The organism is Pseudomonas fluorescens HK44 (assembly GCF_000217955.3).
In the GTDB taxonomy this organism is placed as follows: domain Bacteria; phylum Pseudomonadota; class Gammaproteobacteria; order Pseudomonadales; family Pseudomonadaceae; genus Aquipseudomonas; species Aquipseudomonas fluorescens_AQ.
The window spans coordinates 147077-160478 of sequence record NZ_AFOY02000007.1; the positions used below are offsets into that span (position 1 = coordinate 147077).

The window sequence follows — 13402 nt, forward strand, 5'->3', positions numbered from 1 at the left end:
CATGACGATCAAAGCCATTCTCACCGACATCGAAGGCACCACCAGCGCGGTGAGTTTTGTGTTCGAGGTGCTGTTTCCCTACGCCGCCAAACATTTGCCGGACTTTGTCCGTCAACAGGCGCAACGGGCCGATGTTGCCCGGCAGATCGACGCCGTTCGCCAGGACAGTGCCGAGCCTGGCGCTGACGTTGAACGGGTGATTGAAATCCTGCTGGGCTGGATTGCCGAAGACCGTAAGGCCACGCCACTCAAGGCGTTGCAAGGGATGGTCTGGGAGCAGGGTTATCAGGCCGGGCAGTTGAAGGGCCATGTTTACCCGGACGCGGTCGAGGCGCTGAAACGCTGGCATCAGGCCGGTTATCAACTGTTCGTTTACTCGTCCGGTTCGATCCAGGCCCAGAAGCTGATCTTCGGTTGTTCCGAGGCCGGTGACCTGACGCCACTGTTCAGCGGCTACTTCGACACCACCTCGGGACCCAAGCGTGAGGCGCAGTCCTATCAGCGCATTACTCAAGCCATTGGCTGCGAGTCTGCGCAGATCCTGTTTCTCTCCGACATCGTTCAGGAACTGGATGCCGCCCGTGAAGCCGGCATGGCCACCTGCGGACTGGTACGCGAAGGCGGTGAGCTCGCCGGGCATCTGAACGTCAGCAGCTTTTCACAGATCGATCCCGCCACGTTCTGAGAGGCTACGGCTGACTGCAACTCACGCGGTCAGCCGACTTTCCATCACGGACTAACATCACGGCCAACGCACGTCTGTAGGACGTGTAGGAAGTTGCCTGTTGATATGTCGGCCATGCCTGTTTGTGGTTTTCCTTACTTGTTTAATCTTTTCCTTGTGTAACTCTTCGGCCCTTAAGTTTGTTCGCTTATCCAGGCACTTTTTGCGCTTGGCGATGGTGCGGACTCCTGGTGAGAGGGCTAAGGATGAAAACACCAAACCGGGCTGGCGCTCCCGTGTTGAAAATGCCAAAGCGACAGCGCCCGGATCCGGCAGGCAAACCGCTGAGCAAAAAGGAACTGGAGATTCTGTATTGGGCCAAGGCCGGCAAAACGGTGTGGGAAATCAGCGTGATTCGGGACATTTCCGAGGCGACGGTGAAGTTTCACCTGGGCAATATCTACTCCAAGCTTGAAGTCAACAACCGTGCTCAAGCGGTCGGCGAGGCGGTTAATCGTGGCTTGTTGAGCTGAGCTCAAAGCGCAATCAGGCCGTGCAGCGCAAGGCTTGCACGACCTGAAGAGTTTGAGCGGTTGGTGCTTATCTCGAGTGATAGGTCGGCAAGGCGAAACGCTGTTGGCTTTGCAGCATTGAAATCTGCGGCAGTTCGCTGGCCTGTTCGGCCAAGTCACGGCGAATGGCACTGATGACCCAGGACAGTTGATCGCCGGCATGCAATTGAGCGTATGAAATCGAGCGTTTGAACACTCGGCCATCGCTGCTATTGAGCGTCAGCAGAATACCGCCGTCAGGGCGTGCTTGCGTGGTGACGTCGAAGTTGGAGAACAGGGACGAAAATTTTTCCTGGATCAGGCTCATGTCGATCAGCTCCGTTTGCACTTGAATGGCAAGCATGGAGTGATAGGTGCACTGATTGTGCCAGTATGAGTTTTTTAAAAAATCGTTATAAATCAACAGTGTGGAAGGCGTGTGTTTTTTCGGCATCGTGCATTCTGCATGAATGGCCATCGTGCATCCTGCATTTTGCGTGCTCGCGGCGGTATCGACCCGGATACAAAACATTTCAAAAAGCGCGTGCACAGCAACACAAGTGCGAGCGTACTTTTTGGCTTGAATCAACTCTTCCACGTTTATTGGAATCTCTAACCAGAGGTTATCTGCCGTCTCTCATTCAGGTCCGAACGGGATCAACCATGAGTCTCGCGTCAAACGACATGATCACCGGGGGCATGATGCTCCGTGAGTTGCCGTCCATTGCCAAAGCCCTGCCACGGGTGGTCAGGGGGCTTTAAGTCGCCAATGTCATACAGCCGGATCAACCCTGCGGCCTCGGTTGGAGCTTCGAGCAAGCGACGCACCGCAATCCCAATGGCCCGACGCTGCTGCAAGGTGAAGTCAGACTCAGTTATGCACAGGTCAACCAGTGGGCCAACCGCATTGCTCATTATCTGATTGCCCAGGGTATTGGCAAAGGTGATGTGGTCGGGGTCTTCATCGAAAACCGCCCGGAACTGCTGGTCACGGTGCTGGTGGTGGCCAAGGTTGGCGCGATCAGCGCCATGCTCTATACCTCGCAAACCCGGCGACGATCCGGTCTATGCCTGGCTGCCGGGCTCGGACACTTACGTACAGATCACCGAACAGGAACTGGCGGATATCCACGCTGGCAAGTTCCGTTATTGATTCTGGCTATGGCCGGACGAGAGAAAAAAGGAGTGACAGCTGTCAGGCCGCTTAAGGAAACTAGCGGCTTTGCGATTGACCGAATGTGGAGTCCCCAATGTCAGACAAATCCCGCCAGATGACCCCGGAAGAAGCCGCGGAGTTTGCCGAGCAGGTGTTCAACAAGGCCCGCGATGGCGACGCGGCGATGCTCGCCGCACTGCTGAGCAAAGGCCTGCCGCCGAACTTGCGTAACCACAAGGGCGACACCTTGCTGATGCTGGCAGCCTATCATGGCCACGTCGATGCAGTGAAAGTGCTGCTTGAGCACAAGGCTGATCCAGAGATTCGCAACGAAAATGGCCAAAGCCCGATTGCTGGTGCGGCCTTCAAAGGCGATCTGGCAATGGTCACCGCCCTGGTTGAAGGTGGCGCCGAGATTGAAGGTTCGTCCTTTGATGGACGCACCGCATTGATGATGGCCGCGATGTTCAACCGCACCGCAATCGTCGATTACCTGATCAGCAAAGGTGCTGATCCCAAGGCAAAGGACGCCAACGGCATCAACGCTCTGGACGCGGCCAGGACCATGGGCGCGGCAGACACCACGGCACAGTTGCAGAAGCTGCTCGGCTGATCCCGAGACTGGCACGAACCCTGTGCGGGCTTGCTCGCGAAGCGAACACCGCGTTTTTTCAGGCATTGCGCGTCATCGTTCTTCGCGGGCCAGCTACGCTCCCACGGGGGCCGCGTCTTGACTGGCTGGCATTCGGGCAAGCTCCCTTGCCACAAGTCTGTGTTCCGACTCCTGGGCTCGGTATCCATTCGCGAATGCGCTATCCTTCGCGCCCTCAAAATTCCCTCGCTACAGGATCCGCCCATGAAAGCCGCACTCATCGAACTCATCAGCAAAATCAGCTCCGGCTGCATGAGCGAGGCGGAAATTGTGCAGATCGCCGATGAAGCCGCCCAGGCCTATGCCGATCCCGAGGCGTTTCTGGCGGCCAACCCGGACATCAACTACGACGACACTTTCCCGATCCCGCTGGGTGAATGGGTGGTGGTCGGCAGCCTGCCGGAAACCGTGCTGTTCCAGGCCGATACCTACATGGACCTGTTCGAGCAGATCGTTGCGTCTTTCGGCCCGGGCGTGGCGTTCAACATCAAGCCCAAGCAGCTGGCCAAGACCGAAGCGTTGACTGCACTCAACCGCATCCAGATCCAGATGGGCAGCATGAACCCGGAAAACGGCGGCTACACGCTGATGAACTTCAGCCAACTGCTTGATGACGAGATTCAGGTCGTGCTGGTCTATGGCAACGACGTCCCACGGGTGCTGGAGTTGTGTGCGCACATCGGGATTGCCGCGGCGCCGTCGCTGGAAGCGCTGAAAGTGGCGATCCACGTTTAAGGCCATTACGACGGCAAACTTAATAAAACGGAGCCCTCGTCAGGCCCGACTATCCTAAGGGGGAATTTCTTCTCCTGGGAGCGACACCATGGGTGCCACCTTCAATGGCCTGGTTGGCCTGATCATCCTCGCGCTGGATATCTGGGCGATCATCAACGTGTTTAAAAGCAGTGCAGAAACCGGGATGAAAATCATTTGGGTGCTGCTGATTCTCCTGCTCCCGGTGCTGGGCCTGGTTATTTGGGCGATTGCGGGGCCCCGGGGCAATATGCGGTTCTGACACTGCCCTCAATACCAACACATCACCCTGTGGGAGCGAGCCTGCTCGCGATGCAGGCAACGCGGTTTGTCAGTTAAACCGCGTCATCGTTCATCGCGAGCAGGCTCGATCCCACAGGGTTCTCTGTGTACTTGAATCATTTTTGGTCTGACGAAGGTTCGACCTGTCATGTTCGGCGACGTAGAATGCGCGCCTTTCCTTGGACAATCGCCTGCCCAGCGCCTGTGATTGTCCATCATGGGCGGGTAACCGTCCGTTGCCACCAGCATTCACCGGGGGACTTCCCATGAGCACCACCAACACCTGCGAGTACCTGGAAACCCTCTACGAAGGCTACGGCCAGCGTTTTCGCATGGAAAAACTGCTGCACGAAGTGCGCACCGAGCACCAGCACCTGGTGATTTTCGAGAACCCGCGCATGGGCCGGGTCATGGCGCTGGACGGCGTGATCCAGACCACCGAAGCCGACGAATTCATCTACCACGAGATGCTCACCCACGTACCGATCCTGGCTCACGGCGCCGCCAAGCGCGTATTGATCATCGGTGGTGGCGACGGCGGCATGTTGCGTGAAGTGGCCAAGCACCGCAGCGTCGAACACATCACCATGGTCGAAATCGACGGCACCGTGGTCGACATGTGCAAGGAATTCCTGCCGAACCACTCCAAAGGTGCGTTCGATGATCCACGCCTGAACCTGGTGATCGACGACGGAATGCGTTTCGTCGCCACCACCCAGGAAAAATTTGACGTGATCATCTCCGACTCCACCGACCCGATCGGTCCGGGGGAAGTACTGTTCTCGGAAAACTTCTATCAGGCCTGTCGCCGTTGCCTGAATGAAGGCGGCATTCTGGTGACTCAGAACGGCACGCCGTTCATGCAGATCGAAGAAGTGAAAACCACCGCCGGTCGCTTGCGCAGTCTGTTCCCGGACTGGCATTTCTATCAGGCTGCGGTGCCGACCTATATCGGCGGTGCCATGACGTTCGCCTGGGGCGCGACCAACACAGCTAACCGCAAACTGTCGCGCGAAACCCTGAGTCAGCGTTTTGCCGGCAGTGGTATCATCACGCGCTACTACAATCCGGAAATCCATATTGGCGCATTCGCGCTTCCGCAGTACGTGCTGCAAGCGGTGAACAAGCCCGGTAACGATTGAGCGGCACTGATACGAAAGGGCCGCAAGGCCCTTTTTTGTGTTTCCAGATATGCGTTGTACGAAATTTTCACAAACGCTCCAAGACAATTCACCTGCACCGGCTTAACACTCAACCCCCTGTTGACTCTTGTTCCAGAGCCCTGGAAGTCGGGCATTGGGGGGCGCTTGCCAGTAATGAATGGCAATGCCGCGAGTGATCATGCACCATTTGTGCATCGCGCAAGCTCCCGGCCACTTCCTGCAAGTAACCGCAATGAGAAGGCGGAGTGCCGCTACATCTTTGAAACTTCAACTTCCAATGAGTCCTATAAACGACATGGCTAACCCGGACGCCCTGAGTCAGCAGCGAGCTTCGAATCGCTTGCTGCAACCGACCGTCAAATCGCATCTGGCGTATACACTGCTCTGTGCCGTCGTCATGATGGCGATGCTCTCCCTGCTGCGCGTTGCGCTGCTGGTGTACAACCGGGAGATGATCCTCAATACACCCGCCTCGACCTTTCTCGAAGCGTTCGCCAACGGCTTGCGTTTCGACCTGCGTCTGGTGGTCTACCTCTGCATTCCGCTATTGCTGGCCCTGTTCAGTGTCCGGGCGATGGCTGCCCGTGGTCTGTTCCGGTTCTGGCTGACCATCGCCTCGAGCATCGCGCTGTTCCTCGGCTTGATGGAAATGGACTTCTACCGTGAGTTCCACCAGCGCCTCAACGGCCTGGTTTTCCAGTATGTGAAGGAAGACCCGAAAACCGTCATGAGCATGCTCTGGTACGGCTTCCCGGTCGTCCGTTATCTGTTGGCCTGGGCCGTTGGTACCTGGTTGCTGAGCCTGGCGTTCAAGGGCGCTGACCGTGCAACCCGCCCACGCGGCCCGTTCAGCGGTGGCGCCATCGGCACCCGTCAAGTCGCCCCGTGGTACGCGCGCATTGCAGTGTTCGTGGTTTGCCTGCTGATCTGCGTCGTGGCTGCCCGTGGCACGTTGCGTCAGGGGCCACCGCTGCGTTGGGGTGACGTTTACACCACCGACTCGAACTTCGCCAATCAGTTGGGCCTGAACGGCACGCTGCAGTTGGTTGCTGCCGCGAAGAGCCGCATGTCCGAAGAGCGTGACAACATCTGGAAGCCGACCATGGAGCAGTCTGAGGCCCAGAAAATTGTCCGCGATATGCTGGTGATGCCGGACGACAAGCTGGTTGATGCCGATATCGCTGCGGTACGCCGCGATTACACTCCCCCGGCCGACAAGACGCTGCCGATCAAGAACGTCGTTGTGATCCTGATGGAAAGCATGGCCGGTCACTCGGTAGGTGCCTTGGGTGCGCCTGGCAACATCACGCCCAACCTCGACAAATTGTCGAAAGAAGGCCTGTTGTTCGACCGCTTCTTCTCCAACGGTACTCATACCCACCAGGGCATGTTCGCCACCATGGCCTGCTTCCCGAACCTGCCAGGTTTCGAATACCTGATGCAGACCCCGGAAGGCAGCCACAAGCTGTCCGGCCTGCCACAGTTGCTCAGCGCCCGTAACTACGACGATGTGTATGTCTACAACGGCGATTTTGCCTGGGACAACCAGGCGGGCTTCTTCAGCAACCAGGGCATGACCAACTTCATCGGGCGTAACGACTACGTCAACCCGGTGTTCTCCGACCCGACGTGGGGCGTGTCCGACCAGGACATGTTCGACCGTGGCCTGCAGGAACTCAAGGCGCGCGAAGGCAAGCCGTTCTACGCGCTGCTGCAAACCCTGTCCAACCACACCCCCTATGCCTTGCCGACGCCATTGCCGGTCGAGAAAGTGACTGATCGTGGCAGCCTGAACGAGCATTTGACCGCCATGCGTTACGCCGACTGGGCGTTGGGGCAGTTCTTTGAAAAGGCCCGCAAAGAGCCGTACTTCAAGGAAACCCTGTTTGTCATCGTGGGCGACCATGGTTTCGGCAACGAGCGTCAAATCACCGAAATGGACCTGGGCCGCTTCAACGTGCCAATGCTGATGATTGCACCGGGCATCCAGGAAAAGTTCGGTCAGCGTGACCACACCGTGGGGACTCAGATCGACATCGTGCCGACCATCATGGGCCGCCTCGGTGGCGAAGTGCGTCAACAGTGCTGGGGACGAGACCTGCTCAACCTGCCGCAAGGCGACACCGGTTTTGGCGTGATCAAACCGTCGGGTACTGAACAGACCACGGCCATCGTCACGGCTGACCAGATCCTGATTCTGCCCAAGGAAAAGGAAATGGACCCGAAGATGTACCGGTACCAGCTGGGTGCCAACCCGCATGCCGAAGTCATCCCGAATGCACCGCGTACCGCCGAGCTGCAGCTCAAACTGGAAGCGTTCCTGCAAACCGCGACCAAGAGCTTGCTGGATAACACCGCGGGTGTAACCGAAAGTATGCAGACCAAGTAGTACGTCAATAAGAAAAGAGGCCCGCAAGGGCCTCTTTTTTTTGTCTGCCGAATCTGTCGGCGGGCGGTTCAACCCTGCCGAAAACCCGGTCGGCTCGACATGATTGCGTGCCATGCAACCGCTACGGTTTGCCTGGGGTATTCAGCAATTTGATGGTCATGGGTGCAGGAAAATCCTTCGCTACACTGCGAGCATCTTCCCCGGAACATCAAGGCAACTCCCTATGCAAAATCGCATGATGATCACTGGTGCCGGGTCCGGCCTGGGTCGCGAAATCGCTCTGCGCTGGGCTCGTGAAGGCTGGCAGTTGGCCTTGTCCGATGTCAGTGAACCGGGCTTGCAAGAAACCCTGAAACAGGTCCGCGAGGCCGGTGGTGACGGTTTCATTCAGCGTTGCGATGTACGCGACTACAGCCAGCTGACGGCCTTCGCACAAGCCTGCGAACAGAAGCTGGGTGGCATCGATGTAATCGTCAACAACGCCGGCGTGGCCTCTGGCGGTTTCTTCAGTGAGTTGTCGCTGGAAGACTGGGATTGGCAGATTGCGATCAACCTGATGGGCGTGGTCAAAGGCTGCAAGGCGTTCCTGCCGCTGCTGGAAAAAAGCAAAGGCAAGATCATCAATATCGCCTCGATGGCTGCGTTGATGCAGGGGCCGGCCATGAGCAACTACAACGTGGCCAAGGCCGGTGTGGTGGCGCTGTCCGAGAGCCTGCTGATTGAACTGGCGCAGCAGGAAATCGCTGTGCATGTGGTGTGCCCGTCGTTCTTCCAGACCAACCTGCTGGACTCCTTCCGTGGCCCGACCCCGGCCATGAAAGCCCAGGTCGGCAAATTGCTGGAAAGCTCGCCGATAACCGCCAGCGATATCGCTGACTACATCTATCAGCATGTTGCCGCAGGCGAGTTCATGATTCTGCCCCATGATCAGGGCCGTCTGGCCTGGGCGCTCAAACGGAAGAACCCGCAACTGCTCTACAACGAGATGACCGTGATGGCCGACAAGATGCGCGCCAAGACCAGGCAAAGCGCCAGCTGAGCTTGCGAGTAGCGGGTTGCGTCGTTAGGGTTGCCGCTTCTGGCCGCCCTGACGAGATGTGTGCATGCTCAATTACCTGTGGTTTTTCCTCGCGGCGCTGTTCGAAATCGCCGGCTGTTTCGCTTTCTGGATGTGCTTGCGGCAGGGCAAAAGCGCCTGGTGGGTGGTGCCGGGGTTGCTCAGCCTGACGCTGTTCGCCATTGTGCTGACCAAAGTCGAATCGACCTACGCGGGCCGCGCCTATGCAGCCTACGGCGGCATTTACATCATTGCATCCATCGGCTGGCTCGGCGTGGTCGAGCGGATTCGCCCTCTGGGCTCGGACTGGCTGGGCGTTGCGCTGTGCGTACTAGGCGCGAGTATCATTCTGTTTGGCCCACGCTTCACTACACCTTGAGTCATTGGTATTGCGGTGAAAGGGAAGTCTGTCAGATGAGTCGTTTTGCCAGGTAGGAGGGAACTGTTTTGCCGCTGTTGCATTGTAGACCCAGCGTCCGCCGGTCATCTTCAAGGCCCGGTAATCTCAAGGACTAGAGCCATGCTCGTACTCAGCCGCGTTGTAGGCGAATTGATCTCCATTGGTGACAACATCTCTGTGCGTGTCCTCGCCGTGAACGGAAGCAACGTTCGGTTCGGTGTCGAAGCCCCGCAAAGCATCAATGTGCATCGCGCCGAAGTCTACGAGCGCATACAGGCCAAGCGGGCACTTGGCAAACGTGGCTGAAGTGTTCAGTCAAACAGGTGTTTGGGCACGTCGTGCTTGAGCATCAGTTGGCATTGCTGGCTTTCAGGATCGAACACAATCAGCGCCTGACCTTTGCTCAACGCATGGCGAACCCGCAACACGCGGGTTTCCAGCGGGGTTTCGTCGCCATTGTCGGTACCGTCACGGGTGACGAAGTCTTCGATCAGGCGGGTCAGGGTGTCGACTTCAAGTTGGTCGTGGGGAATCAGCATAGGCACCTCGGGTCATCAATCCGGCGATCCTACGGCGGATGAACCTTAACGGCCAGCAGGAGCTGCAACCCGCTGTCGATTCAACTGCCGCGAATCAGCCTGCGCAAGGCAAACCGGTTCGGATGGCAGGCCTCGGCGATGCTTCTGGGCAGCGGCAGCGGTTCGTTGTCCAGCCATGCCGCCAGCAACTCGCCGGACAGCGGTGCGGTGATCAATCCGCGTGAACCGTGCCCGCTGTTGACGTACAGCCCGTCGAGCCATGGGCAAGCGATGTCTGGCACTTGTCGGGCATCTTTGCTCAGCGCGGCGTAGGCCTGGGCGAACGCCTGGCCGTCAGCCAATGGGCCGACGATCGGCAGGTAGTCAGGGCTGGTGCAGCGGAACGCGGCGCGACCTTGAAGCTGTTCCGGGTCCAGCTGTCTGGCGTGCAGGCGGGTGACCAGATCGCTGGATATCTCCTCCAGCAGTTCCAGGTTGCCAAGGTGTTCGGCGGTAGTCGGAGTCAGGTCGTCGCTCTTGAAGTTGAAGCTGGCGCCCAGGGTGTGTTCACCCAAGCGTGCGGGTGCGACGTAACCTTCAGCGCAGACCACCGTCGCCAGGCACTGGCTCTCGGCGGTTTGCGCCAAGCGGGTGATTTGCCCGCGAATGCGTTTGAGCGGCAGCTCGGCACTCTGCGCGAAGCGTTTGATTTCCGCCGCGCCGGCCAGCACCACCACAGGCGCACTGGCGAGCAGGGTTTCGCCGTCCCAGGCTTGCCACTGATCATCGACCTTGCGCAGTTCCAGCACATCGCGGTGCGTCAGCAGTTGGACATTGGGGTGCGATGCTTGCCACTGGCACAGGGCCGGCGGATGAACCCAACCACCTTCCGGATAGAACAGCCCGCCATGGGCCAGTTCGATTCCGGCTTGGGCCTGAGCGTGCGGCGGGTCCAGCAGGTGCAACAGATCGGCGGGGAAGGCCGCCGCCAGTTGCGCCTGACGCTCGGCTTCCTTGGCATTGAATGCCAGTTGCAGCACTCCGCAATCGTCCCAGTCGACGCCACGCTGCAAGTGTTCAAGCAGGCGCCGGGTGTGCCCGAAACCGCTGACGATCAATTGCGAAAGTGCGGTGCCATGAGCCGAGAGTTTCAGGTACAGCACGCCTTGCGGGTTGCCCGAGGCTTCCTGCGCCAGGTCGGCATGCTGTTCCAGCAGACTGACCTGCCAACCGCGTGCGGCGAGGCTGGCGGCGCTGGCGCAACCCGCCAGCCCGGCGCCGATTACCAGCGCACGACGTTCGCCGCTCAGCTGATTGGGGCGAGCAAACCAGGGTTTGACGGTTGCCGGGGCCGGTGTTTCCTGCGGCCAGCCAACGAACTCACCCCGCAGGATTTCCCATTTGTGGCCGATGCCCGGTGTGCGGCGCATCTTGAAACCCGCCGCATTGAGCAGGCGGCGTACCCAGCCGGTGCTGGTGAAGGTGCTGATGGTCGATCCGGGCGCCGCCAGACGCGCCAGTTCGGCAAACAGTTCGGAGGTCCACATGTCGGGGTTTTTCGCCGGAGCGAAACCGTCGAGAAACCATGCGTCGATCTGCGCGTCCAGCTGTGGCAGTTGTTCCAGCACGTCACCGATCAACAGCGTCAGGGTCACGCGGCCATTGTCCAGCACCAGCCGCTGAAAGCCCTGGTGGATGGCGACGTACTGCGCCAACAATTGATCGGCAAACGGTTTGAGGTCGGGCCAGAGTGCCAGGGCCCGTTGCATATCTGCAGGGTTCAGCGGGTATTTCTCGACGCTGATGAAATGCAGCCGTGCGCCAGTCACAGCCTGTTGCTCGAATAACTGCCAGGCGCAGAGAAAATTCAGCCCGGTGCCGAAACCGGTCTCGCCAATCACCAACCTTTCGCCGGCCCGCAGTTCGACAAAACGTTCGCTCAGGCGGTTTTGCTCGATGAACACATAACGGGTTTCATCAAGGCCCGACTGGTCGGAGAAATACACGTCGTCAAACACCCGCGAGCGCGGGCGACCTTGGTCGTCCCAGTCGAGCTGGGCATGCGGTACGGGGTTCGGCAGTATTTCAGGGTTCATGGTTGGCTCAGGCTTGGCAAGGCGACCATTCTAGCTGATCGCGACAAAGCCGATTGATCCATGGCAACCCGATTGGTATTGCACAGACAAGTGCTCGGCCAATCCGCTAGTCTTGCTCAATCCGGGAAGGGAGCCGCTCATGTTCGAATCTGCCGAAATCGGTCATGTGATTGATAAAGAAACCTATGAAGCTGAAGTGCCGGCGCTGCGTGAGGCTTTGCTTGAAGCCCAGTTCGAGCTTCAGCAGCAGAGGCGTTTTCCGGTGATTGTGCTGATCAACGGGATTGAAGGCGCAGGCAAGGGCGAGACGGTCAAGTTGCTCAATGAGTGGATGGACCCGCGATTGATCGAAGTGCGCACCTTCGATCAGCAAACCGATGAAGAGCTGGCGCGACCACCGGCCTGGCGCTATTGGCGGATGCTCCCGGCCAAGGGGCGGATGGGGGTGTTTTTCGGCAATTGGTACAGCCAGATGCTGCAAGGACGGGTTCATGGCCTGTTCAAGGACGCGGTGCTGGACCAGGCGATCAACCAGACCGAGCGCCTGGAGAAAATGCTCTGCGATGAAGGCGCGGTGATCTTCAAATTCTGGTTTCACCTGTCCAAGCAACAAATGAAGACGCGCCTCAAGTCCTTGCAGGACGACCCGTTGCACAGCTGGCGCATCAGCCCGCTGGACTGGCAGCAATCGCAGACCTACGACAAGTTCGTGAAATACGGCGAGCGCGTGATTCGCCGCACCAGCCGTGACTATGCGCCCTGGCATGTGATTGAAGGTGTGGATGCCCATTACCGCAGTCTGACCGTGGGCAAAATCCTGCTCGACGGTCTGCAAAACGCCCTCAAGCGACCCAGGATCAACCCGGACAAAGTCAGCGCTGCGCCGTTGTCGGCCAGTGTCGATCACTTGAGTTTGCTCGGTAGTCTGGACATGAGCCAGCGGCTGGAGAAGAACGATTACGAGGAGCAACTGATTACCGAGCAGGCACGATTATCCGGCCTGATGCGTGACAAACGCATGCGCCGACACGCACTGATCGCGGTATTCGAGGGTAACGACGCGGCAGGCAAAGGTGGGGCGATTCGTCGTGTGGCCGCCGCACTCGACCCGCGCCAGTACAGCATCGTGCCGATTGCCGCGCCGACTGAAGACGAACGCGCCCAGCCGTATTTGTGGCGCTTCTGGCGACAGATCCCGGCGCGGGGGAAATTCACTGTCTTCGACCGTTCCTGGTATGGCCGGGTGCTGGTGGAGCGTGTCGAGGGCTTTTGCAGCCAGGCCGACTGGCTGCGCGCCTATGGCGAAATCAACGACTTCGAAGAGCAGATCAGCGCCTCCGGGGTGATCGTCGTGAAGTTCTGGCTGGCCATCGACAAACAGACCCAGCTGGAGCGTTTCCAGGAGCGTGAAGCAATCCCCTTCAAGCGCTTCAAGATCACCGAAGACGACTGGCGCAACCGCGAGAAGTGGGACGACTACCGCACGGCTGTCGGCGATATGGTCGACCGCACCAGCACTGAGGTTTCGCCCTGGACCCTGGTTGAAGCCAACGACAAACGCTGGGCCCGGGTCAAAGTACTGCGCACCCTCAACCGTGCGCTGGAAGACGCCTTCGAGAAATCCGACAAGCGAGAGAAGAAGCTGAAGAAGGACAAGAAGTAGCCCGATGGGTTCGCATACGCGGGGTGAATGATTGTCGCGGTCGGCCGGGAGGCGGATT

General features: G+C 58.8%; 14 protein-coding genes and 1 pseudogene. 12 read left to right on the forward strand and 3 right to left on the reverse strand.

The features are described from left to right. Position 1: 1 nt before the first annotated feature. Positions 2-685, forward strand: coding sequence for an acireductone synthase (mtnC, locus tag HK44_RS06305; protein WP_019693018.1), 684 nt, complete (start codon positions 2-4; stop codon positions 683-685). A 284-nt stretch (positions 686-969) separates the two neighbouring features. Then, the gene (locus tag HK44_RS06310) at positions 970-1197 is read left to right on the forward strand and encodes a response regulator transcription factor (protein WP_052014731.1); all 228 of its coding nucleotides are present in this window, start codon (positions 970-972) and stop codon (positions 1195-1197) included. Positions 1198-1264: 67 nt separating this feature from the next. Here the strand turns inward: HK44_RS06310 and HK44_RS30285 are convergent, their stop codons facing one another. Then, on the reverse strand, positions 1265-1543 hold the full coding sequence (locus tag HK44_RS30285) for a DUF3509 domain-containing protein (RefSeq protein ID WP_024264778.1): 279 nt from the start codon (positions 1541-1543) through the stop codon (positions 1265-1267). Positions 1544-1878: 335 nt separating this feature from the next. On the opposite strand from HK44_RS30285, the pseudogene HK44_RS06320 reads away from it, so the two are divergent. From HK44_RS06320 to csrA, 9 genes and pseudogenes are all read left to right on the forward strand, one after another. Continuing rightward, positions 1879-2268 (forward strand): annotated as a pseudogene (locus HK44_RS06320) (AMP-binding protein); the annotation flags it as partial. Positions 2269-2465: 197 nt separating this feature from the next. After that, positions 2466-2984 (forward strand): ankyrin repeat domain-containing protein, encoded by a 519-nt coding sequence (locus HK44_RS06325; RefSeq protein ID WP_019693014.1) that lies wholly within the window; start codon positions 2466-2468, stop codon positions 2982-2984. Between the two features lie 243 nt (positions 2985-3227). Beyond that, positions 3228-3758, forward strand: coding sequence for a hypothetical protein (locus HK44_RS06330; protein WP_019693013.1), 531 nt, complete (start codon positions 3228-3230; stop codon positions 3756-3758). An 88-nt stretch (positions 3759-3846) separates the two neighbouring features. Beyond that, the gene (locus HK44_RS06335) at positions 3847-4038 is read left to right on the forward strand and encodes a PLDc N-terminal domain-containing protein (RefSeq protein WP_019693012.1); all 192 of its coding nucleotides are present in this window, start codon (positions 3847-3849) and stop codon (positions 4036-4038) included. A gap of 286 nt (positions 4039-4324) precedes the next feature. After that, on the forward strand, positions 4325-5200 hold the full coding sequence (gene speE / locus HK44_RS06340; RefSeq protein WP_019693011.1) for a polyamine aminopropyltransferase: 876 nt from the start codon (positions 4325-4327) through the stop codon (positions 5198-5200). Between the two features lie 316 nt (positions 5201-5516). Then, the gene (locus HK44_RS06345; protein ID WP_019693010.1) at positions 5517-7610 is read left to right on the forward strand and encodes an LTA synthase family protein; all 2094 of its coding nucleotides are present in this window, start codon (positions 5517-5519) and stop codon (positions 7608-7610) included. Positions 7611-7833: 223 nt separating this feature from the next. Further along, the gene (locus tag HK44_RS06350; protein ID WP_019693009.1) at positions 7834-8649 is read left to right on the forward strand and encodes an SDR family oxidoreductase; all 816 of its coding nucleotides are present in this window, start codon (positions 7834-7836) and stop codon (positions 8647-8649) included. Positions 8650-8713: 64 nt separating this feature from the next. Next, a complete protein-coding gene (locus HK44_RS06355) occupies positions 8714-9046 on the forward strand; it encodes a YnfA family protein (protein ID WP_019693008.1) in 333 nt (110 codons plus the stop codon). A gap of 141 nt (positions 9047-9187) precedes the next feature. Next, on the forward strand, positions 9188-9373 hold the full coding sequence (gene csrA / locus HK44_RS06360; protein ID WP_019693007.1) for a carbon storage regulator CsrA: 186 nt from the start codon (positions 9188-9190) through the stop codon (positions 9371-9373). Positions 9374-9378: 5 nt separating this feature from the next. Here csrA and HK44_RS06365 read toward each other — a convergent pair whose 3' ends face one another. Together HK44_RS06365 and mnmC are read right to left on the reverse strand one after the other, a co-directional pair. Then, positions 9379-9606 carry a YheU family protein gene (locus tag HK44_RS06365; protein ID WP_019693006.1) on the reverse strand — a complete coding sequence of 76 codons (228 nt, stop codon included), beginning with the start codon at positions 9604-9606 and terminating at the stop codon, positions 9379-9381. Positions 9607-9686: 80 nt separating this feature from the next. After that, complete coding sequence (gene mnmC, locus HK44_RS06370; RefSeq protein ID WP_019693005.1) at positions 9687-11681, reverse strand: bifunctional tRNA (5-methylaminomethyl-2-thiouridine)(34)-methyltransferase MnmD/FAD-dependent 5-carboxymethylaminomethyl-2-thiouridine(34) oxidoreductase MnmC; 1995 nt, start codon at positions 11679-11681, stop codon at positions 9687-9689. 139 nt (positions 11682-11820) lie between these two features. On the opposite strand from mnmC, the gene pap reads away from it, so the two are divergent. After that, positions 11821-13344, forward strand: a complete 1524-nt coding sequence (gene pap, locus HK44_RS06375; RefSeq protein ID WP_019693004.1) for a polyphosphate:AMP phosphotransferase — start codon at positions 11821-11823, stop codon at positions 13342-13344. Positions 13345-13402: the final 58 nt, after the last annotated feature.